The organism is Brevundimonas sp. NPDC055311 (genome assembly GCF_053645695.1).
On sequence record NZ_JBSHMV010000002.1, the window covers coordinates 330796 to 351181 of the forward strand.

Annotated in this window: 21 protein-coding genes; 14 read left to right on the top strand and 7 right to left on the bottom strand. The window is 67.6% G+C overall.

Annotation, left to right across the window (positions count from 1 at the left end; all coding sequences use genetic code 11):
* Nucleotides 1–15 precede the first annotated feature (15 nt).
* Entirely contained in the window at nt 16–1515 is a 1500-nt protein-coding gene (gene odhB / locus ACWIDZ_RS07410; protein WP_453988089.1) for a 2-oxoglutarate dehydrogenase complex dihydrolipoyllysine-residue succinyltransferase, read from the top strand.
* A 90-nt stretch (nt 1516–1605) separates the two neighbouring features.
* Nucleotides 1606–2040 (top strand): hypothetical protein, encoded by a 435-nt coding sequence (locus ACWIDZ_RS07415; RefSeq protein WP_453988088.1) that lies wholly within the window; start codon nt 1606–1608, stop codon nt 2038–2040.
* On the opposite strand, the gene ACWIDZ_RS07420 is transcribed toward ACWIDZ_RS07415, so the two are convergent.
* The gene (locus tag ACWIDZ_RS07420; RefSeq protein ID WP_453988087.1) at nt 2037–2303 is read right to left on the bottom strand and encodes a DUF6356 family protein; all 267 of its coding nucleotides are present in this window, start codon (nt 2301–2303) and stop codon (nt 2037–2039) included. The two genes, ACWIDZ_RS07415 and ACWIDZ_RS07420, sit on opposite strands and share 4 nt — an antisense overlap.
* Before the next feature lie 141 nt (nt 2304–2444).
* On the opposite strand from ACWIDZ_RS07420, the gene ACWIDZ_RS07425 reads away from it, so the two are divergent.
* Nucleotides 2445–3635, top strand: a complete 1191-nt coding sequence (locus tag ACWIDZ_RS07425) for an acyl-CoA dehydrogenase (protein ID WP_453988086.1) — start codon at nt 2445–2447, stop codon at nt 3633–3635.
* Between the two features lie 127 nt (nt 3636–3762).
* Nucleotides 3763–5094: a trypsin-like peptidase domain-containing protein gene (locus ACWIDZ_RS07430; RefSeq protein WP_453988085.1), complete on the top strand. Its 1332-nt coding sequence runs from the start codon at nt 3763–3765 to the stop codon at nt 5092–5094.
* A gap of 330 nt (nt 5095–5424) precedes the next feature.
* Here ACWIDZ_RS07430 and fabB read toward each other — a convergent pair whose 3' ends face one another.
* The 3 genes from fabB to ACWIDZ_RS07445 form a co-directional block, all read right to left on the bottom strand.
* Nucleotides 5425–6654: a beta-ketoacyl-ACP synthase I gene (gene fabB / locus ACWIDZ_RS07435; RefSeq protein WP_338577338.1), complete on the bottom strand. Its 1230-nt coding sequence runs from the start codon at nt 6652–6654 to the stop codon at nt 5425–5427.
* 64 nt (nt 6655–6718) lie between these two features.
* On the bottom strand, nt 6719–7258 hold the full coding sequence (gene fabA, locus ACWIDZ_RS07440; protein ID WP_291780798.1) for a 3-hydroxyacyl-[acyl-carrier-protein] dehydratase FabA: 540 nt from the start codon (nt 7256–7258) through the stop codon (nt 6719–6721).
* A gap of 80 nt (nt 7259–7338) precedes the next feature.
* Nucleotides 7339–7911 carry an SH3 domain-containing protein gene (locus ACWIDZ_RS07445; protein WP_338577336.1) on the bottom strand — a complete coding sequence of 191 codons (573 nt, stop codon included), beginning with the start codon at nt 7909–7911 and terminating at the stop codon, nt 7339–7341.
* A gap of 53 nt (nt 7912–7964) precedes the next feature.
* Here ACWIDZ_RS07445 and ACWIDZ_RS07450 point away from each other — a divergent pair, with 53 nt between their 5' ends.
* Nucleotides 7965–8951, top strand: a complete 987-nt coding sequence (locus tag ACWIDZ_RS07450; RefSeq protein ID WP_453988083.1) for a 2-hydroxyacid dehydrogenase — start codon at nt 7965–7967, stop codon at nt 8949–8951.
* On the opposite strand, the gene ACWIDZ_RS07455 is transcribed toward ACWIDZ_RS07450, so the two are convergent.
* The gene (locus tag ACWIDZ_RS07455; RefSeq protein WP_453988082.1) at nt 8948–9724 is read right to left on the bottom strand and encodes a HesA/MoeB/ThiF family protein; all 777 of its coding nucleotides are present in this window, start codon (nt 9722–9724) and stop codon (nt 8948–8950) included. The two genes, ACWIDZ_RS07450 and ACWIDZ_RS07455, sit on opposite strands and share 4 nt — an antisense overlap.
* Nucleotides 9725–9755: 31 nt before the next feature.
* Nucleotides 9756–10166 carry a BLUF domain-containing protein gene (locus ACWIDZ_RS07460; RefSeq protein WP_453988081.1) on the bottom strand — a complete coding sequence of 137 codons (411 nt, stop codon included), beginning with the start codon at nt 10164–10166 and terminating at the stop codon, nt 9756–9758.
* 168 nt (nt 10167–10334) lie between these two features.
* Between ACWIDZ_RS07460 and hslV the strand changes: the two genes are divergently transcribed.
* Nucleotides 10335–10904 carry an ATP-dependent protease subunit HslV gene (gene hslV / locus ACWIDZ_RS07465; RefSeq protein WP_291780815.1) on the top strand — a complete coding sequence of 190 codons (570 nt, stop codon included), beginning with the start codon at nt 10335–10337 and terminating at the stop codon, nt 10902–10904.
* Between the two features lie 69 nt (nt 10905–10973).
* Complete coding sequence (gene hslU / locus ACWIDZ_RS07470) at nt 10974–12278, top strand: ATP-dependent protease ATPase subunit HslU (protein WP_343830094.1); 1305 nt, start codon at nt 10974–10976, stop codon at nt 12276–12278.
* A gap of 169 nt (nt 12279–12447) precedes the next feature.
* Here the strand turns inward: hslU and ACWIDZ_RS07475 are convergent, their stop codons facing one another.
* Nucleotides 12448–13188 carry an alpha/beta fold hydrolase gene (locus ACWIDZ_RS07475; protein WP_453988079.1) on the bottom strand — a complete coding sequence of 247 codons (741 nt, stop codon included), beginning with the start codon at nt 13186–13188 and terminating at the stop codon, nt 12448–12450.
* 82 nt (nt 13189–13270) lie between these two features.
* Here ACWIDZ_RS07475 and ACWIDZ_RS07480 point away from each other — a divergent pair, with 82 nt between their 5' ends.
* From ACWIDZ_RS07480 to pheS, 7 genes are all read left to right on the top strand, one after another.
* Nucleotides 13271–14233 carry a glycosyltransferase family 9 protein gene (locus tag ACWIDZ_RS07480; RefSeq protein ID WP_453988078.1) on the top strand — a complete coding sequence of 321 codons (963 nt, stop codon included), beginning with the start codon at nt 13271–13273 and terminating at the stop codon, nt 14231–14233.
* A gap of 145 nt (nt 14234–14378) precedes the next feature.
* Nucleotides 14379–14900 (top strand): translation initiation factor IF-3, encoded by a 522-nt coding sequence (gene infC, locus ACWIDZ_RS07485; protein ID WP_343830097.1) that lies wholly within the window; start codon nt 14379–14381, stop codon nt 14898–14900.
* Nucleotides 14901–15033: 133 nt separating this feature from the next.
* A complete protein-coding gene (locus ACWIDZ_RS07490; RefSeq protein ID WP_454071107.1) occupies nt 15034–16998 on the top strand; it encodes an alpha/beta hydrolase family protein in 1965 nt (654 codons plus the stop codon).
* A gap of 51 nt (nt 16999–17049) precedes the next feature.
* Entirely contained in the window at nt 17050–18327 is a 1278-nt protein-coding gene (locus tag ACWIDZ_RS07495; protein WP_343830099.1) for an MFS transporter, read from the top strand.
* A 173-nt stretch (nt 18328–18500) separates the two neighbouring features.
* Nucleotides 18501–18698 carry a 50S ribosomal protein L35 gene (rpmI, locus tag ACWIDZ_RS07500; protein WP_003166435.1) on the top strand — a complete coding sequence of 66 codons (198 nt, stop codon included), beginning with the start codon at nt 18501–18503 and terminating at the stop codon, nt 18696–18698.
* 165 nt (nt 18699–18863) lie between these two features.
* On the top strand, nt 18864–19217 hold the full coding sequence (gene rplT, locus ACWIDZ_RS07505; protein WP_003166434.1) for a 50S ribosomal protein L20: 354 nt from the start codon (nt 18864–18866) through the stop codon (nt 19215–19217).
* 89 nt (nt 19218–19306) lie between these two features.
* Nucleotides 19307–20383 carry a phenylalanine--tRNA ligase subunit alpha gene (gene pheS, locus ACWIDZ_RS07510; RefSeq protein ID WP_312219223.1) on the top strand — a complete coding sequence of 359 codons (1077 nt, stop codon included), beginning with the start codon at nt 19307–19309 and terminating at the stop codon, nt 20381–20383.
* Nucleotides 20384–20386 lie beyond the last annotated feature (3 nt).

A 20386-nucleotide genomic window follows, 5' to 3' on the forward strand; every position in this document is an offset into this window, starting at 1 on the left:
GAAAAGACACTGAAGATGGCCGATATCCTGACCCCCGCCCTCGGTGAATCCGTCGCCGAAGCCTCCATCGCCAAGTGGACCAAGAAGGTCGGCGACGCCGTGAAGAAAGACGAAGTCCTGGTTGAGCTGGAAACCGACAAGGTCTCGCTGGAAGTCGTGGCGCCCGCCGACGGCGTGCTGTCGGCGATCAACGCCGGTGAAGGCGACACCGTCGTCCCCGGCACGGTGCTGGGCGCCGTGACCGAAGGCGGCGCGGCCGCCGCCTCTGCCCCGGCGGCTGCTGCTGCGCCCGCCGCCGCTCCGGCCGCTGCTCCGGCCGCTTCGGGCGGCGCTGCGGTCGACATCGCCGTGCCGACCATGGGCGAGAGCGTCGCCGAAGGTTCGATCGGAACCTGGCTGAAGAAGTCGGGCGACACCGTCGCCAAGGACGAGCTGCTGGTCGAGATCGAGACCGACAAGGTGGCCGTGGAAGTCTCGGCCCCGGCCGCGGGCGTCCTGACCATCATCGCCGCTGACGGCGACACCGTGACCCCCGGTCAGGTGATCGGTTCGGTCGCCGCCTCGGGCGCCGCTGCTGCGGCTGCTCCGGCCCCGGCCGCCGCTCCGGCCAACACGGCTTCGGCGCAGGCTCCGGCTTCGGCTCACCTGTCGCCCGCCGTTCAGCGCGTCGTGTCCGAGAACAACCTGAATCCGGCCTCGCTGTCGGCCTCGGGTCCGAAGGGCAACATCACCAAGGCCGACGCCATCGCCGCCATCGGCTCTGCCGCCCCGGCTGCGCCCGCCGCTGCTGCTCCGGCTGCTCCGCGCGCCGACCAGCCGCGTGAAGAGCGGGTGAAGATGACGCGCCTGCGTCAGACCATCGCCCGCCGCCTGAAGGAATCCCAGAACACGGCCGCCCAGCTGACCACCTTCAACGAGGTGGACATGACCAACGTCATGGCCCTGCGCGCCCAGTACAAGGAAGCCTTCGAGAAGCGCCACGGCGTGAAGCTGGGCTTCATGTCCTTCTTCACCAAGGCCGTGGTTCAGGCCCTGCATGAAATCCCGGCCGTCAATGCCGAGATCGACGGCACGGACATCATCTACAAGAACCACTACGACATCGGCATCGCCGTCGGCACCGACAAGGGCCTGGTGGTTCCGGTGCTGCGCGACGCCGACGTCCTGTCGCTGGCCGGCATCGAGAAGGGCATCGGCGCCCTGGGCAAGGCCGCCCGTGACGGCGCCCTGACCATGGACCAGATGCAGGGCGGCACCTTCACCATCACCAACGGCGGCACCTACGGCTCGCTGATGTCGACGCCGATCCTGAACGCGCCGCAGTCGGGCATCCTGGGCATGCACAACATCGTGCAGCGCCCGATGGCCATCAACGGCGAGGTCAAGATCCGTCCGATGATGTACCTGGCCCTCAGCTACGATCACCGCATCGTCGACGGCAAGGAAGCCGTGACCTTCCTGGTCCGCATCAAGGAACTGCTGGAAGACCCCGCGCGCGCCCTGCTGGACCTGTAAGTCCGCGCACCGCGAACGATTGACGACGGCGGGATTTTCGGATCTCGCCGTTTTCAATTGCGCGTCCCGCAGGCGTGCTAGGCTGGCGCCATGAGCCTGGTCGAGATCGCCCGCTATCAAGACGTCTATGAGGCCGATCTGGCGGCCGCCTTCCTGGCGTCGCACGACATCGAGGTGTCCGTGACCGAGCGGTTCCAGACCACGGTCGATCCCCTGATGCAGCGCGCTCTCGGCATCCGTCTGATGGGGCGGGCGGATCAGGCGGCGCAGGCGCGCGACCTGCTGGCGCGCGCCAGGACCGGCGAATTCGCGACCGATGAAGGCGATGATCTGGACGGACCGGATTCGACGGTTCGCGCGGCGTCGCGAGGGCTGGCCCTGTTCGCCGTCGCGACCGGCGCGGGCTTTGTCGGCACAAGCATGCCGCGTCGCTTCGGCGCCTTTCAGTGGGCGGGCCTGGCGATCCTGGGCGTGGTGGTGCTGCTGTCGCTGGTCCTGTGGCTGGTCGGGGTGTTCAGCGCCTAGAGGCCGACGTCCCAGACGCCCGCGTCGCGCATCCGGCACTCGCGGGCCTCGGCGGCGCGCCCGCCCATGTCTTGGGCCATGCCGCGAATGGCGTCGGACACCGTGGTCTTGTGCAGGCCCGGCGTGACGGCGTGGATGAAGGCGCAGCCCGCCAGGCGCAGCAGCTTGAAGCCGAAGCGCGATGAAGCGGCCAAATGCTCGACATAGGTCTCGTCGACCTCGCGCGGATGATCGCGGAACAGGCGGTTGAAAGCGTTCGACATGACGACAGCCTAGCGTGCTCGCGCCGGTCCCTCTACCCGGCGGCCGCATTCTGGCTTAAACCCGCCGCAGCAACAGGGGACGCTTCGTCACGCCGCTTCAATCCCGCGTGAGCCCCTTACTCAGACGCACAAGGACGACCGATGGCCGACGGCAAGACCCCTTCCGCCCAAACCTTCCGCTGGGACGACCCGTTCGACCTGACGGGGCGCCTGACGGACGAGGAGCGGATGGTTCAGGATGCGGCGCGGTCCTATGCGCGCGAGGCCCTGCTGCCGCGCGTGGTCGCCGCCTTCCGCGACGAGGTCTTCGATCGCGCCATCATGACCGAGATGGGCGAGATGGGCTTCCTCGGCGCCATGCTGCCCGAGCAGTACGGCGGCTCCGAAGCGTCGCACGTCGCCTACGGCCTGATCGCCCGCGAGGTCGAGGCGATCGACAGCGGCTATCGTTCGGCCATGTCGGTGCAGTCGTCGCTGGCCATGTATCCGATCTACGCCTTCGGTTCGGACGAGCAGAAGGCGAAGTTCCTGCCCAAGATGGCGGCGGGCGAACTGGTCGGCTGCTTCGGCCTGACCGAGGCCGACGGCGGGTCGGACCCGGCCTCGATGAAGACCACGGCGGTCGCGGTCGACGGCGGCTATCGTCTGAACGGCGGCAAATACTGGATCACCAACTCGCCGATCGCCGACCTGGCCATCGTCTGGGCCAAGCTTGACGGCGTGATCCGCGGCTTCATCGTCGAGCGCGACTTCGACGGCTTCACCACGGGCAAGATCGGCGACAAGCTCAGCTTGCGCGCCTCGGTGACGGGCGACATCGGCCTGAACGACGTCTTCGTGCCGGAAGCCAACATCCTGCCGGGCGTGCAGGGGCTGCGCGGGCCGTTCTCCTGCCTGAACAAGGCGCGCTTCGGCATCGCCTGGGGCGCGATGGGCGCGGCCGAGTTCTGCTTTCACGCCAGCCGCGACTATGTGGCCGAGCGCACCCTGTTCGGCCGTCCGCTGTCGTCGCGCCAGCTGGTGCAGAAGAAGCTGGCCGACATGCAGACCGAGATCTTCCTGGGCTTCGAGGGCGCCTACGCCCTGGGCCGCCTGCTGGACACCGGCGCTTGGGTTCCCGAGGCCATCAGCCTGATGAAGCGCAACAACTGCGGCAAGGCCCTGGCCGTCGCGCGCGAGGCCCGCGACATGCACGGCGGGGCCGGGATCACCGGCGAACTGCACGTCATGCGCCACGCCATGAACCTGGAGACGGTCAACACCTATGAGGGCGCGCACGACGTTCACGCCCTGATCCTGGGCCGCGCCATCACCGGCGAAGCCGCCTTCTGAGACAAGCGTTGCAGAAAACGCGCGACGCGACGATCCTTTGCCGTTGTCGCGCGTTTGTCTCGCCTGCGGGGCGGCGATGCTCGCCAGTCTGTCGGCCGAGAACGGTCGACGCGTGAAGGAAACGGGAATGACCAAACACAGCCTGCTGGCCGGCGCCGCCCTGGCGATCTTCAGCTTCAGCGGCATGGCCCAGGCTGCGGCCGCGGCCGTCCAGTCGCCGGTCGCGGCCATGCCCTATGACGCCCGGCGCGGCGTCTTCACCTTCGCCGCCGGCCTGGAGGAAAGCCTGCCCGCCGTGGTCCAGGTGACGACCCTGGGCCAGTCGCGCGGTCCCAGCTCGGAAAACAATCCCAAGCCCTCGCAGGGCGGGTCGGGCGTCATCATCGACGCGCGCGAAGGCATCATCGTCACCAACCACCACGTCATCGAGAACGGCCAGAAGTTCACGGTCGACCTGATCGACGGACGGCTGTTCGACGCCACCCTGATCGGCGCCGACAAGGCGACCGACATCGCCGTGCTGAAGATCGACGCCACGGGCTTGTCGCAGGTGGCGACGGTGGATTCCGACACCCTGCGCAGCGGCGACCTGGCTTTCGCCGTCGGCTATCCCCTGGGTCTGGACCAGACCCTGACCATGGGCGTCATCTCGGGTCTGAACCGCTCGGGCATGGGCGACGCCATCGAGGACTACATCCAGACCGACGCGGCGGTGAACTCGGGCAACTCGGGCGGGCCGCTGCTGGACAGCCGGGGGCGGTTGATCGGCATCAACACCGCCATCCTGTCGGGCGGTTTCGGCGGCGGCAACGACGGCATCGCCTTCGCCGTGCCGACGCGCATCATGATGTTCGTGGTCGACCAGCTGCGCGCCACCGGCGAGGTCAAGCGCGGCCGCGTCGGCCTGGGCCTCGGCTCCCTGACGGCCGAGCGCGCGCGCGAGGTCGGGCTGAACATCGTGCGCGGCGCCGTGGTCTATGACGTCGAGCCGGGCTCGGCGGGCGAGAAGGCGGGGCTGAAGCCCGGCGACGTGCTGACGCGCATCCAGGACCGCCCGGTGGCCAACGCAGGTTCGGTTCAGGCCACGGTCGGCATCGCCCGCGCCGGAACCCAGATGCCGGTCGTCTATCTGCGCGACGGCCGTGAGGCCTCGACCCGGCTGACGGTCGAGCCGTCCGATCCGGCGCCGGTGCGCCTGGGCGCCCAGGCGGCCATGGCGCGGGGTCTGACGATGCGCAATCCGGCCTCGGGCGGGGGCGTCCAGATCGCCGTGGTCGAGGCGGGATCGTCCGCCGCCGCGGCGGGTTTCCAGGCCGGCGACGTGGTGGTCCAGGCGAACGGCGCCGAGATCGCCGACATGAAGGATCTGGCCCAGCGCGTGCAGGCCGCGGGCGAGGCGGTCGTGCCGATCATCGTGCTGCGCGACAACGAGCGGGTCGAGATCGACCTGCCGGCCTGATCCGCGCTGTCTGAAGCTCTACGCATCGCCCGCGTGACCCGGCGTCGCGCGGGCGAAGTCTTGTGCGTCTGGCGGGAAGCGGACAGCAAAACGCCCGCGCTGCCGGGTGGAGGGGGAGGAGGGGCAGGCGCGGGCGTCGCTTGGAGGAAGCATCGGCCCGCCAGAGCCCTTTACGCGGAAAAATCCAGGGGGCTGGGGGGGCTGTTCAGGATCCGGGACTTTTCCGAACTCCGACAGGCCGATGATGCATGTGTGCGCGCCCTTCCGGGCGGGCGAAGGACCGAATGGGGGCGTTTTCGTGTCGCTTCGGATTTTCCCGATCGGTGAAGCTTAGACCTTTGACAGGATCAAGGTGGCGTTGGTGCCGCCGAAGCCGAAGCTGTTGGACATGACGTGCTTCAGTTCGCCGTCGTGGCGCTGACGCAGGATCGGCATGCCCTCGAATTCGGGGTCCAGGGTCTCGATGTGGGCGCTCTCGGCCGCGAAGCCGTGCTTCATCATCAACAGGCAGTAGATGGCTTCCTGCGCGCCCGCCGCGCCCAGCGAGTGGCCCGTCAGCGACTTGGTCGAGGAGATCATCGGCATGGCGTCGCCGAAGACGTTGCGCACCGCGCCCATCTCCTTGCTGTCGCCGACCGGCGTCGAGGTGCCGTGCGGGTTCAGGTAGTCGATCTTGGGATTGCCGGCCATCTCCAGCGCGATCTTCATGCAGCGCTCGGCGCCCTCGCCCGAGGGGGCCACCATGTCGTAGCCGTCCGAGTTGGCGCCGTAGCCGGTGACTTCGGCGTAGATGGTCGCGCCGCGCGCCACGGCGCGCTCGTATTCTTCCAGCACGACGATGCCCGCGCCGCCGGCGATGACGAAACCGTCGCGCGTCGTGTCATAGGCGCGGCTGGCCTTGTCGGGCGTGTCGTTGAAGTTGGAGGACATGGCGCCCATGGCGTCGAACATGTTCGACATGGACCAGTCGATGTCCTCGCAGCCGCCGGCGAAGACCACGTCCTGCTTGCCCCAGGCGATCTGCTCGGCGGCCGCGCCGATGCAGTGGGCGCTGGTCGCGCAGGCCGAGCTGATCGAATAGTTGACGCCCTTCAGCTCGAACCAGGTGGCCAGGACGGCCGAGGGGCCGGACGCCATGGCCTTGGGCACGGCGAAGGGGCCGACGCGCTTGGGCGAGCCCTTTTCAACCGTGGTGGCGGCGGCCTGCAGGATCACCTGGGTCGAGGGCCCGCCCTCGCCGACGATCAGGCCGATGCGCGGGTCCTTGATCTCTTCGGCGGACAGGCCGCTGTCCTTCAGCGCCTCTTCAAAGGCGATGTGCGCCCAGGCCGTGCCGTTGGCCAGGAAGCGAGCGGCGCGGCGATCGACCAGAGGCGCCCAGTCCTCGGCCGTATGGCCCAGGGCCGGCGGCGCCCAGACCTGGGAGCGGAAGCCGTATTTGGCGTGGTCGGCGGCGTGCTGGACGCCTGATTTGGCGTCGCGGAGCGAGGCCGCGACCTGATCCTGGCCGGTGCCGATGGAAGAGACGATGCCCAGGCCGGTGACGACGACACGCCGCATGGTGTTTCCAATCCTACAAAGTCTTCGGGCGCCGCGTTGGCCGCAGCTATCCCATCAAGTGGGGTCAGGCGGCGCTCGGTTCCACCGTGGCCGCGCCGCCGAACAGGCCGACGCGCATGTCCTGACAGGTGTAGATGACCTCGCCGTCGGCCTCGAGCACGCCGTCGGCGATGCCCATGACCAGCTTGCGATTGATGACGCGCTTCAGGTGAACCTTATAGACCACCTTCTTGACGTCCGGCGTCACCTGGCCGGTGAATTTGACCTCGCCGACGCCCAGGGCGCGGCCCTTGCCCGGTCCGCCGATCCAGCCGAGGTAGAAGCCGACCAGCTGCCACATGGCGTCCAGGCCCAGGCAGCCCGGCATGACCGGATCGCCGATGAAGTGGCACTGGAAGAACCAGAGGTCGGGGTTGATGTCGAGTTCGGCCTCGACATAGCCCTTGCCGTAGTCGCCGCCGTCGGCGGAGATGGTCTTGATCCGGTCGAACATCAGCATGGGCGGCGCCGGCAGCTGGGCGTTGCCCGGACCGAACAGCTCGCCCCGGCCCGAGGCCAGCAGGCCTTCGTGATCGAACGACGACGGATATTGCGACTGGCTCAAGGGAAATCGGCTCCGAAAGGTGTTGCTGGCGGGTTACACGACCCGGAGGCCGCGCTCAACCATGCCGTCACTATATGAGATCAGGAGGCGCGGCCGGTTCCGGCCGGGCGGGCGGCGTTGCACAGGGCGCGCTCCTGGGCGCCGAAGACCGCCCTCTGCTGCACCCAGCCGCGCAGCTTGCGCGCCCGCACCCGGCACCAGCCGTCCTCGCATTCGTCCAGGGGGATCAGGGCGTGCGGCGACAGAAGGGCGCGGATGGAAGCGGTCTCGGACCGACCTGACCGGATCGGCACGGCCTCGTCCGAGCGGTTGAAGACGCTGCGGCGGCCCGAGGCGACGGTGCGGTGGATCCAGGCCACGGAGCCGTCGGGATCGCAGATCTTCCGCCACTCGCGGGTTTCGGCGATCACCTGAACGGGCAGGCCGGCGGCGCGATATTCCCACAGGATGCGATAGTCGAGGCCTGGCCCCTGACGCGCCCGCACCTGCGACGACTTGAGAGTCACCCAGCGCGGCACCTCCAGCCCCGTGGGGGTCGGGCGGCCGTCCGGCATGGTGGCGCCCGCCGACAGCAGAACCCCGGTCGTCAGGACGGCGGCGAGGGCCGCGACGCGAGGCGCCCTTTTGAACCTGACCGCAGCTTTGCTAGACACCGAATATCGACCCGTTCCGAACGGGCGCCGCCCGTGGAAAACCCAGGTCCCCTATGTCCGCTCGCAAGCTTAAGGTCGTATTAACCAGACGCCTGCCTGACGCGGTTGAAACGCGGATGCGGGAACTTTTCGACGCCGAGCTGAACCTGACTGACCGGCCGATGTCGCGCGACGAACTGGCCGCCGCCCTGCAGCGGGCCGAGGTGTTGGCGCCCACCATCACCGATCATCTGGACGCCGAACTGATCGCAGGGGCGGGCGAGCAGCTGAAGATGATCGCCAACTTCGGCGCGGGCGTGGATCACATCGACATCGACGCCGCCGTGGGGCGAGGAATCATCGTCACCAATACGCCGGGCGTTCTGACCGAGGACACGGCCGACCTGACCATGAGCCTGATCCTGGCCGTCAGCCGCCGCGTCGTCGAGGGCGCGGCTGTCGTCGCTGCGGGCCAGTTCGAGGGTTGGAGCCCGACATGGATGTGCGGGCGCAAGCTGTGGGGCAAGCGTCTGGGCATCGTCGGCATGGGCCGCATCGGCCAGGCGCTGGCTCGCCGCGCCAGGGCCTTCGGGATGCAGGTCCACTATCACAACCGCAAGCCCGTCCCAGACATGATCGCCGAGGAGCTGGGCGCGACCTGGTGGGACGACCTGGACCAGATGCTGGCGCGGATGGACGTCATTTCGCTCAACTGTCCGGCGACGAAGGAAACGCATCACCTGCTGTCGGCCGAACGTCTGGCCCGGCTTCAGCCGCACGCCATCGTGGTCAACACGGCGCGCGGCGAACTGATCGACGAGGCGGCTCTGGTCGAGGCGCTGGATCGCCGCGCCCTGTTCGGCGTCGGCCTGGACGTGTTCGAGAACGAGCCGAAGGTCCACCCCGGTCTGATCGGCCGTCCGAATGTGGTGCTGCTGCCCCACCTCGGTTCCGCCACCATCGAGGCGCGTCAGGACATGGGCGACCGGGTGATCGCCAACATCATGACCTGGCAGAACGGGCACCGCCCGCCCGACCGCGTCATCCCGGCGATGCTCTAGGCGTGAGCTGACCCGCAGACTGGACAGGCGGGATCGGCGGCGATCTTCACGACGCGGCTGCTTCCGGCCAGGCCGTCGTAGAGCATCAGGCGGCCGGTCAGCGGCTCGCCCGCGCCGGTGATCAGCTTGATCGCTTCCAGAGCCGCCATGGCGCCGATGACGCCGGCCAGGGCGCCGACCACGCCGACGCGGGCGCAGGTCTCGGCGTCGGGCGGAATCTCGGGCACCAGGCACTGATAGCAGGGGCGCCCTTCGAACACCGACACCTGCCCCGACCAGCGGCCAAGCGCGCCGGACACCAGCGGCTTGCCCGCCGCCACGCAGGCGGCGTTGACGGCCAGTCGCGTCTCGAAGTCATCGGTGCCGTCCAGGGCTAGGTCGAAGCCCTGCATCAGGGCCGCTGCGCTGTCGGGCGTGACGCGCTGGTTGAAGGTCTGGACCGTGACGTGCGGATTGAGGGCGTTCAGCCGTTCGGCGCCGGCCTCGACCTTGGATCGTCCGGCGTCCTCGGTGGTGAAGGCGATCTGGCGTTGCAGGTTCGACAGGGCGACCGTGTCGTCGTCGACCAGACCCAGCGTCCCCACCCCGGCGGCGGCCAGATAGAGGGCGGCCGGATTGCCGACCCCGCCCATGCCGACGATCAGGACGCGGGCGCGCTTCAGCGCCTGCTGGCCGGGGCCGCCGACCTCGGACAGCACCAGCTGGCGGGCGTAGCGTTCGACCTCTTCATCGGAGAAGCGAACCGGAGCGGAAGGGGCGGAAGACTGGGTCACGCCGACTGTCTAGCGCAGTCGCGCGGGTGCGTCAGGCCGGAACGGGCGCGGCCTCCACGCCCAGGGCCAGCAGGGCCTCGGCGCGGGCGGGACTGAGCCGGTCCAGGGAGTCGCCGTCCAACAGTCGAGCCCCCTCCGACGTCAGCTCGGCCAGGATCATGGGCCAGTCGCCGAACCGACGGCCCGGTATGGCGACATCAGACAGCAGGCGCAGGTTCTCATGGCGCGGATCGACGCGCAGCCGGTCCATCCGCCGGTCGACATCGGCCCGACGGCCCTCGATGAGCTGCAGGAATCGGCCGTCGTGGCGCATCAGGACGCTGCTCAGACCGTCGCGACGGTTGTTGCGCTCGGACGCGCCGAGAATCTCGGCCAGGATCAGAAGGCTGGTCGCCGCGCCGCCGACGGCGTCGCTGACATAGATGGCGCGGTGCAGAGGCAAGGCAACTCGAAACAGAAAACGCAGCGCCCTCCTCGGGAGAGCGAGGCGGCGGATCGGCAAGGGCGGTCCACCTTTCATGGCGCGATTAAGAATTATTTATGGTTAAGCTTTTCGTGTGACGGCGCATTGCGACACCGCCTGATCTTGCGGCGGACGGCGGGCTTCGCCATGTCAGCGGCCATGAACACGAGCGCCTCCAACTTTCCCGACTGGCACGGCACCACCATCCTGGCGGTGCGCAAGAACGGCCGCACCGTCATCGCCGGCGACGGCCAGGTCTCCATGGGGCCGACCATCGTCAAGGGCGCGGCGCGCAAGGTGCGCACCCTGGCGAACGGCAAGGTTCTGGCGGGCTTCGCCGGGGCCACGGCCGACGCCTTGACCCTGATCGAGCGGTTGGAAGCCAAGCTGGAGCAGTATCCGGACCAGTTGGCGCGCGCCTGCGTCGAACTGGCCAAGGACTGGCGGACCGACCGCTATCTGCGCCGTCTTGAGGCCATGCTGCTGGTCGCCGACAAGGACACCATTCTGACGGTGACGGGCGTCGGCGACGTGCTGGAGCCGGAATACGGCGTGGCCGCCGTCGGCTCGGGCGGCAACTACGCCCTGGCCGCCGCCCGCGCCCTGATCGACGAGAACACCGAACTGGACGCCGAACAGATCGCCCGCAAGGCCATGAAGATCGCCGCCGACATCTGCGTCTACACCAACGGCAATTTAACCATCGAAAGCCTGTGAAGGCGCTCAAGTAGCGAGCCGCCGCGCGGCGAACGATAGCGCCGCACACAGGCGCTTCTGGAAAAAAGAATGACCGACCTGTCTCCCCGTGAAATCGTCTCCGAGCTGGACCGCTTCATCGTCGGCCAGGACGACGCCAAGCGCGCCGTGGCCGTGGCTCTGCGCAATCGCTGGCGCCGCAAGCGCGTGCCCGAGGATCTGCGCGACGAGGTCACGCCCAAGAACATCCTGATGATCGGCCCGACGGGCGTCGGCAAGACCGAGATCGCCCGGCGTCTGGCCAGGCTGGCCGGCTCGCCCTTCCTCAAGGTCGAGGCGACCAAGTTCACCGAGGTCGGCTACGTCGGCCGCGACGTCGATCAGATCATGCGCGACCTGGTCGAGAGCGCCCTGGTCATGGTGCGCGACCGGCGCCGGGCGGGCGTCAAGGCCCGCGCCGAGGGCCAGGCCGAGGACCGCATCCTCGACGCCCTGGTCGGCCCCGGTTCGCAGCCCGCCACGCGCGAGGCCTTCCGCAAGAAGCTGCGCGCGGGCGAACTGGACGACAAGGAGATCGAGATCGCCCTGGCCGATACGACCTCGCCTCTGCAGGGGCTGGACATGCCGGGCGGCGGCAACGTCGGCCTGCTGAACCTGTCGGAGATGCTGGGCAAGATGGGCGGCGGCCGCACCAAGACGGTCAAGCTGAACGTGCGCGACGCCGTGGCGCCCCTCGTCACCGAGGAGAGCGACAAGCTGCTGGATCAGGAAAGCCTGACGAAGGAGGCCCTGCTGCTGGCCGAGAACGAGGGCATCGTCTTCCTGGACGAGATCGACAAGGTGGCCGCGCGTCAGGATCGCGGCGGCGGGGCCGACGTCTCGCGCGAAGGGGTGCAGCGCGACCTGCTGCCCCTGATCGAGGGCACGACCGTCTCGACCAAATACGGGCCGGTGAAGACCGACCATGTATTGTTCATCGCCTCGGGCGCTTTCCACGTCGCCAAGCCGTCGGACCTGTTGCCGGAACTGCAGGGCCGCCTGCCGATCCGGGTCGAGCTGAAGGCCCTGACCCGCGACGACTTCAAACGCATCCTGACCGAGCCGGAGGCCAATCTGATCCGTCAGAACCAGGCCCTGCTGGCGACCGAAGGGGTCGAGCTGGTCTTCACCGACGACGCGGTCGAGGCCATGGCCGACGCCGCCGTGGCCGCCAACTCCACCGTCGAGAACATCGGCGCGCGCCGTCTTCAGACGGTGATGGAGCGGGTGCTGGAAGAGACCAGCTTCAAGGCCTCGGACCTGTCCGGCCAGACCCTGACGTTCGACGGCGACAAGGTGCGCGAGAAGGTCGGTGATCTGGCGAAGAACGTGGACCTGAGCCGGTTCATTCTGTGAGGCCCCTCTCCCGCGAGCTTTCATCTTTCCGTCATCCTCGGGCTTGACCCGAGGATCGGATTGTCCGCCAGCGTAACGGCGGCCAGGAAGAGCGTGCCCCGACGCTCGACCCTCGGGTCAAGCCCGAGAATGACGGCGTGTACGACGTGTGCGGAGGTGGTGCGTGCAGTCAGCCCCGCATCGCCTCCACCGCCTCGACCAGTCGCTCCAGTTCCGCCGGGCTCGACAGCCGGTGATCGCCGCCTTCGATCAGGTCGAGGCGCAGGTCGCCGCCGCTCAGGCGCTCGGCCAGTTCGACCTGATGGCGCCACGGCACCACGTCGTCGGCGCGGCCCTGAAGCACATGAACCGGCGCCGTGATGTCGATCCGGCCGTCCAGCAGCAGCCAGTCGCGCGCCTCCTCGAACATCCGCCGGGTCAGGACGTAGGAGCCCAGCCCTTCCTCGGTGATGACCGTCTCGCCTTCGCGCAGGATCGCCTGACGTTCGTGGTCGACCAGACCCGGCCACATCAGCTTTTCGGTGAAGTCCTGCGCCGGATTGACCAGCACCACGCCCTTGACCTGTTCCGGCCGCGCCAGCGTCGCTAGCAGCGCCACCCAGCCGCCCATCGATGATCCGACCGGAACCACCGGGCCCTCAAGACTGTCGATCAGGGCGACGGCGTCCTCGCGCCAGCGGCCGATGGTGGCCTGTTTCCAGTCGCCGCTCGACACGCCGTGGGCGAAGTGATCGTAGCGCACATAGTTCCAGCCGCGCTCGCGGGCGGCGGCGTCCAGAGCCAGGGCCTTGGTCCCCTCCATGTCCGAGCGGAAGCCGCCGATCCAGATGACCGTCGGGCCGTCGCCCTTGACCGCCTTGAAGGCCAGCGTCTCGCCGTCGGGGCGGATCAGGGTCTGGACGTCGGACATGGGAAACTCCTCGGACTGTCATTCCTCGCGGAATGGCTTTAGCAGAGACGACGATTGTTCACAGAGGCCGCGAGGCGCCCGCTTGTCTGCACCCAAAGCCCTGTTCGTCAGCTCCAACCGGATCGGCGACTGCGTCATCTCCTCCGGCGTGATCCGCGAGATCGCGCGCCAACTGCCGGGCGTTCAGATCACCGTCGCCTGCGGCCGCCCGCCCGCCCCCTTCTTTCGCTCCGCGCCGAACGTCGAGCGCGTCATCATCCTCGACAAGAAGAAGGCCGCCGGACACTGGATCGACCTGTGGAAGCAGGTGCGGGGGACGCAGTGGGACATGGGCGTGGACATCCGCGGCTCGGCCCTGGCGTATCTGATCCCGGCGAAGCGGCGCATCGTCTACAACCGTCGCTGGGAGACCGGCCTGCGCAAGGTCGAGATGGTCTCGCGCCTGATGGGCTCGCCTTCGCCTCTGGACCCGGAAATCTTTCTTGACGATCAGGCCCGCGCCGAGGCGGCCTCCGTTATCGACCCGCAACTGGCAGGCGGCGCCGGTCCCGGCCCGATCATCGCCCTGGCGCCGATCGCGCACCAGCCGGGCAAGTCCTGGCCTGCTGACCGCTGGGGTCAACTGGTCGAGAAGCTGAAGGCCGAGCCGCGCTTCGACGGCTGGCGCTTCATGCCGGTCGGCGGTCCCGGCGACCGGCCGCCCGCGACCCCGGCGCTGGAGGCGGCGGGACCGCGGGCCATCGACTGCGTAGGCAAGGGCGATATCCTGTGCTCGGCCGCCGCCATCGACCGGGCGACCCTGTTCGTCGGCAACGACTCCGGCCTGATGCACGTCTCGGCGGCGTTGGGCCGGCCGACGCTGGGCCTGTTCGGCCCGACCGAGTGGTGGCTGTATGGCCCGTGGGGGCCGAGGACGCGCACGGCGGCGTCCAATGAGACGCGCGGTCAGTTCGCCCCGATCGAGGATTTGAGCGTCGATCACGTGTTCGAGGCGGTGCTGAGCCTGCACGACGCCTATGTCGCTGAAGGGGCCGTAAAGGCCTGAAGACCCGAAATCCCTTGAAACATCGGCCTTGCGTCGCCATATTCCGGCCGCTTGGAACACAGCGGCGGCATCGCGCGCTGAGCCATGCAGACAATTTTCGCCTATCTTCTGATCACATAAGGAAACGACGCCCATTCGCCGTCCAATGCAAGCGCCGCCCGTAAAGGACGGGCCGCCCATCAACCAGGATATCCGCGCCGCCCGCGTTCTGCTCATCGACCAGAATGGGGAAAAACAGGGCGTCATGCCCTTGTCCGCCGCGCTGGAGGCCGCCGAGGAGGCGGGCCTGGACCTGGTTCAGATCGTCGCCAACGCCGAAACGCCGGTGTGCAAGATTCTGGACTACGGCAAGCATCGTTTCCAGGAACAGAAGAAGAAGGCTGAGGCGCGCAAGCGTCAGAAGGTCGTCGAGCTGAAGGAAATCAAGCTTCGGCCGAACATCGACAGCCACGACTACGATGTGAAGGCCAAGGCCATGCATCGCTTCTTCGACGACGGCGACAAGGTCAAGGTGACCATCCGCTTCCGCGGCCGTGAAATGGCTCACCCGGAACTGGGCATGAAGCTGATGAACAAGGTTCAGGCCGACTTCGAGGAAGAAGCCAAGGTCGAGTTCGCGCCCAAGATGGAAGGCCGCCAGATGATCATGATCCTGGCCCCCCGCTGATCGTGACCATCATTGCGTGATTAAGAGCCCCGTTCGAAAGAACGGGGTTTTTTATTGTTGTCTTGCGCAGGTGGAACATGCGATTCTGATCGGGCGTGGAGCGTGATCGGGGAGCATGATGCTGGGAAGGAGAATGGGCGCGATTGTTTTCGCGCTTGCTGCGGCAGCCGGCGCCTTGGTTGCGGGCGGGCCGGGCGAAGCGATGGCCGAAACTCCACCTCTTGAGGCGTACGGGGCATCACCGGCGATCGACTATATCGAGTTGTCTCCGAGCGGGGAGTTGATCGCGCGGATCGTGGTCGTGGACGAAACGCGCGCCATCGCGGTCACGCGAATCAAGACAGGCGAGCACCTTCTCGCTGCCCCGATCGGCCAAGCCAAGGTGCGCGATCTGCGCTGGATCGGCGAAGGACGAGTGCTGATCGTCTCCTCTGAGACGCAAGCGATTCCACAACTGGGCGTGCCCCGATCCGAGCTGTTCTTCGGCATGATCCTCGATCTGGAGACCAAGGCGCTCGTCCATGTGTTGAAGCGGACGCCGGGCGTGCTGGCTACGCTTTACGGAGGCGCCGCGGTTCGCAGTACGGCGCAAGGCGACGCCCTGTTTGCGCGGGGCGTCAACGTGGTCAACGGCCAGATCGATCTGCACAGAATCGATCTGGATACGGGTCGGGGGCGCTCGGTCGTCTCCATGGACCGCAACACCGACGACTATGTGATGGATGGCCAGGGCGAGGTCATCGCCCTGGCGCAATATGTCGAGCGTAGCGGACGCTGGTCGTTGCGCCTGCCCGAGAGGCGGCGTTTTCGCGAGGTCTGGATGGTCGACGCGCCGGTCGACAAGCCATTGCTGCACGGCATGGGGCGTAACCCGCGCTCGATCATCGTGGGGGCGGATCGACCTGAGCTCAGTTCTGCAAGCGCTGATTCCGAAACCGGAAATGTGCTGTTTGAAGTCAATGTAGACACGGGAGAATGGACGCCGCTGCCGTTCGATCGTCATCCCGATTTTCTTCTCCACCACCCGCAGACCCGCTTGCTGATCGGCGGCGGCCGCGTTGAGGGGGAGGGAGTTCGCTATGAGTTCAGCGACCCCGCAGCGGCGCGACAGTGGCGCTCCATCGAGCGCGCCTTCCCCGGCCAGGCTCCACGTCTTGTCTCCTGGAGTGATGACCTCAAGTCGATCTTGGTCTTCATCGACAGTGGCGAATCCGGCCTCTATCGGCTGGTGGACTTTGAGCGGGGCGTCGCGGACGTGGTGGGGGAGTCCTATCCGACTATCTTGGCTGAGCACGTCGGTGCGGTTCGTCCGATCCGCTATGCAGCGGCAGATGGACTGGAGATCCACGGTTACCTGACTTTGCCGCCTGGCGTGGATAAACCACAGGGCTTGCCTTTGGTCGTGCTGGCGCACGGAGGGCCGGCGGCGCGGGATGTCGCTGGTTTCGACTATTGGGCCCAGGCCATGGCCTCGCGGGGCTATGCGGTTCTACAGGCCAATTTCAGGGGATCGACCGGATATGGCCGGGCCTTCCTCGAGGCAGGCTACGGCGAGTGGGGGCGCAAGATGCAGACGGACCTGTCCGACGGCGTGCGTTGGCTGGCTTCGGAAGGCGTCATCGACCCTGCTCGAGTCTGCATCGTCGGGGCCAGCTACGGCGGCTACGCCGCCATGGCCGGGTTGACGCTCGACAAGGGGGTCTATCGTTGCGGCGTGGCCGTCAGCGGCGTGTCCGACCTGCGGCGGATGGTCAACTGGGAGGTGCGCCAGCAGGGGCAGGCGAACAGTCAAGTCGTGCGGTACTGGAACCGTTTCATGGGCGCCGCCCGCCTGAACGACCGGGCGCTCGACGCCCTGTCTCCGGCAAGGCTGGCCGACGCGGTAGACAGTCCGCTGCTGCTGATCCACGGCAAGGACGACACCGTCGTTCCGATCGAACAGAGCCGCGTCATGGCGGACGCCATGCGCCGCGCCGGCAAACCCGTTGAACTGGTCGAGTTGAAGGGCGAGGATCACTGGATGTCGCGCGCCGACACTCGTCTGCAAATGCTGCGTGAGACGGTCCGCTTCCTGGAGCTTCACAATCCGATTGAATGATCGCGCGGGCGGGCGCTTTCCGACACGAAGGTGGCGCGCTAAGGCGGAAGCATGACCGTGTTCCCGTCTTCTCAGCCTCAGGTCCAGGCGCCGACCCTGGCGGTTCTGTTCGCCGTGGTCTTCATCAATCTGGTCGGTTTCGGCCTAGTGGTGCCGCTGCTGCCGTTCTTCGCTCAGAGCCTTCAGGCCGAGCCGTGGCAGATCACCCTGATGTTCTCGGCCTATTCCCTGGGCCAGTTCTTCGCCGAACCCTTCTGGGGGCGGCTGTCGGATCGGATCGGGCGCAAGCCGGTGCTGCTGGCCACGCTGGCGGCCAACGCTCTGGGCTATCTGCTGCTGGCCTTCGCGCCGAACATCTGGGCGGCGGTGCTGGTGCGATTGTTCACCGGTCTGGGCGCGGGCAATATCTCGACGGTCCAGGGCTATATCGCCGACGTCACACCGCCCGAGCGCCGGGCCGGACGGATGGGGATGATCGGCGCCGCCTTCGGCCTGGGCTTCATTGTCGGGCCGGGCCTCGGCGGCCTGCTCGCCCAGCCGCAGATGGGCCATGTCGGCTATCAGTTGCCGATCTTCGCCGCCTCGGGCGCAGCGGTGCTGGCGGCGCTGGGGGTGATGCTCTTCCTGCGCGAGAGCCGAGCCAAGGCTGATCCCGCCGCGCCCCGCCCCGCCTTCCTGTCCGGCCTGCAGTTCGCCCGCGCCGACGAAGTGGTGTCGCGCGTCCTGGTGGTCAGCCTGATCTATCTGGCCGGGTTCTCGGCCATGGAGGCGTCTTTCGGTCTGTGGGCCGAAAGCCGCTACGCCTGGACCGCGCGCGAGGTGGGCCTCAGCTTCATGATCGTGGGGCTGGTCTCGGCCTTGAATCAGGGGCTGGTGGCCGGGCGGCTGGCGAGGCGCTTCGGCGAGGCGCGGGTGCTGGCGGCGGGGATGCTGTTGTTCGGCGCGTCGCTGATCCTGCAGGTGGCGGCCCCGCCGGCGTGGTTTCCGGCGACGCAGATCGACCTGGGTCTGTTCGTCATCCCTGTATCGGCCGGTTGGATCATTCCCATCGTCATGGGGATCGGCGCCTGCGGCATGTCTCTGGCCATGCCCAACATCTCGGCCCTGATCAGCCGGGCGTCGCCGCCGGACCGGCAGGGCGCCATGCTGGGGCTGAACATGGCGACGGGATCGATGGCCCGCATCGTCGGCCCCATGGTCGCGGGCGTCCTCTATTCCGCCATTGGATCGGACTGGCCCTTCCTGGTGGGGGCGGCGTTGACGGTTCCGGCGGCGATGATGGCGATCAACGCCGGACGCGCCGCACGCCGCCGCGAGGCCCAGGCCTGAGACACCGCGCGGCGACTCTTCTTGCCTCCGGCTCCCGTTTGGCGTAGAAGCCGCGCCTTCGCGTACCGGACCGCCGGGCGAACAGGCATGCCTGGGCGGTCTTAAATCGGTCATCTGACCTTGGGGCTCAAGTCGCCCGAAGGGCGGTAGACCCCTCAATAAAGAGAGTGAAAATGCCGAAGCTGAAGACGAAGTCGGGCGCCAAGAAGCGCTTCAAATTCACCGCGACGGGCAAGGTCAAGGCTGGCGTGGCCGGCAAGCGCCACCGCCTGATCAGCCACAACTCGAAGTACATCCGCCAGAACCGCGGCACTTCGGTCATGGCCGACGCCGACGCCAAGAAGATCAAGTCCTACATGCCGTACGCCTGATCGGCGCGCTGCATCACTGATCCTCTCCGCTAATCGAATTTGAACTCAGCCTCTCATGCAGTGAGCCGCCGCGCGGCGAACGCTAGAGGCTAAAACAGCAAAAGTCCCTCAAGCAGCGAGGCCCCGCGGGCCGAGCGGTAGGGACTTCCCGAAGGGAAAACCAAAATGGCTCGCGTCACCCGGGGCGTTACGTCCCACGCCAAGCACAAGAAAGTCCTGAAGCAGGCCAAGGGCTTCTACGGCCGCCGCAAGAACACCATCCGCGCCGCCAAGGCTGCGGTGGATCGCGCCGGTCAGTACGCCTACCGCGACCGTCGCAACAAGAAGCGCTCGTTCCGCGCCCTGTGGATCCAGCGCATCAACGCCGCGGCCCGCACCGAAGGCTTCACCTACTCGCAGTTCATGCACGGCCTGAACAAGGCGGGCATCGAGCTGGACCGCAAGGTTCTGGCCGCCATCGCCGCCGATGAAGCCGGCTTCAAGGGCATCGCCGACAAGGTTCGCGCGGCCCTGGCCTAAGCCTTTCTCCCACACGGGACGAAGCAAAAGCCCTCCGGTTCGCGCCGGGGGGCTTTTTGCTTTCGATCCTAACGGCTAGACGAACCCCCATGACCGATCTCGCTCAACTGGAACTGGACCTCATCAACGCCATCGGCTCGGCCGAGAGCGTGGCGGGTCTGGAGGACATCCGCGTCGCCGCCCTCGGCAAGTCCGGCTCGATCTCGGGCCTGCTGAAAGGCATGGGGGCGCTGAGCCCGGATGAGCGCCGCGAGCGCGGCCCCGTCATCAACGGCCTGCGCGACCGGGTGTCGTCGGCCCTGACCGCCCGCAAGGCCGAGCTGGAGGCCGCCGAGCTGGACGCCCGCCTGCTGGCCGAGCGCGTCGATCTGACCCTGCCCAGCCGCCCGCGCCGCAAGGGCGGGGTGCATCCGACCATGCAGGTCATGGACGAGATGGTCGCCGTCTTCGCCGACATGGGCTTCTCGGTCGCCGAAGGGCCGGACATCGAGGACGACTTCCACAACTTCACGGCGCTGAACTTCCCGCCCAAGCATCCGGCGCGGGAGATGCACGACACCTTCTTCCTGAAGCCCGACCCGGAAACGGGCGAGCGCAAGGTGCTGCGCACCCACACCAGCCCGGTGCAGGTCCGCACCATGATGTCGCAGAAGCCGCCGATCCGCATCATCGCGCCCGGCCGCACCTTCCGTAAGGATTCCGACGCGACCCACACGCCGATGTTCCACCAGATCGAGGGTCTGGTGATCGATCGCGACATCCACATGGGCCACCTGAAGACGACGCTGGAGACCTTCATCGCCCGCTTCTTCGAACTGGACGATGTTCACGCCCGCTTCCGCCCGCACCACTTCCCCTTCACCGAGCCCTCGGCCGAGATGGACATCCGCTGCGACCGTTCCGGCGGGAAGCTGACCCTGAACGAGGGCGAGGACTGGCTGGAGATCCTGGGCTGCGGCATGGTGCACCCGAACGTGCTGCGCAACTGCGGCATCGACCCGGACGAGTACCAGGGCTTCGCCTTCGGCATGGGCGTCGACCGCCTGGCCATGCTGAAATACGGCGTGCCGGACCTGCGCCCCATGTTCGAGGCCGATACGCGCTGGCTGGCGCACTACGGCTTCTCCGCCTTCGCCGCGCCGAACCCGGCGTCGGGCCTCAGCTGAACT

Coding starts and splice junctions, on each gene's coding strand:
- fabB (WP_338577338.1), bottom strand. CDS start 6,654: ATGCGGCGTGTCGTCGTCACCGGCCTGGGCATCGTCTCTTCCATCGGC.
- hslU (WP_343830094.1), top strand. CDS start 10,974: ATGACCGACCTGTCTCCCCGTGAAATCGTCTCCGAGCTGGACCGCTTC.
- ACWIDZ_RS07495 (WP_343830099.1), top strand. CDS start 17,050: ATGACCGTGTTCCCGTCTTCTCAGCCTCAGGTCCAGGCGCCGACCCTG.
- ACWIDZ_RS07450 (WP_453988083.1), top strand. CDS start 7,965: ATGTCCGCTCGCAAGCTTAAGGTCGTATTAACCAGACGCCTGCCTGAC.
- infC (WP_343830097.1), top strand. CDS start 14,379: ATGCAAGCGCCGCCCGTAAAGGACGGGCCGCCCATCAACCAGGATATC.
- rplT (WP_003166434.1), top strand. CDS start 18,864: ATGGCTCGCGTCACCCGGGGCGTTACGTCCCACGCCAAGCACAAGAAA.
- ACWIDZ_RS07425 (WP_453988086.1), top strand. CDS start 2,445: ATGGCCGACGGCAAGACCCCTTCCGCCCAAACCTTCCGCTGGGACGAC.
- rpmI (WP_003166435.1), top strand. CDS start 18,501: ATGCCGAAGCTGAAGACGAAGTCGGGCGCCAAGAAGCGCTTCAAATTC.
- ACWIDZ_RS07420 (WP_453988087.1), bottom strand. CDS start 2,303: ATGTCGAACGCTTTCAACCGCCTGTTCCGCGATCATCCGCGCGAGGTC.
- ACWIDZ_RS07475 (WP_453988079.1), bottom strand. CDS start 13,188: ATGTCCGACGTCCAGACCCTGATCCGCCCCGACGGCGAGACGCTGGCC.
- ACWIDZ_RS07430 (WP_453988085.1), top strand. CDS start 3,763: ATGACCAAACACAGCCTGCTGGCCGGCGCCGCCCTGGCGATCTTCAGC.
- pheS (WP_312219223.1), top strand. CDS start 19,307: ATGACCGATCTCGCTCAACTGGAACTGGACCTCATCAACGCCATCGGC.
- ACWIDZ_RS07415 (WP_453988088.1), top strand. CDS start 1,606: ATGAGCCTGGTCGAGATCGCCCGCTATCAAGACGTCTATGAGGCCGAT.
- odhB (WP_453988089.1), top strand. CDS start 16: ATGGCCGATATCCTGACCCCCGCCCTCGGTGAATCCGTCGCCGAAGCC.
- ACWIDZ_RS07490 (WP_454071107.1), top strand. CDS start 15,034: ATGGGCGCGATTGTTTTCGCGCTTGCTGCGGCAGCCGGCGCCTTGGTT.
- hslV (WP_291780815.1), top strand. CDS start 10,335: ATGTCAGCGGCCATGAACACGAGCGCCTCCAACTTTCCCGACTGGCAC.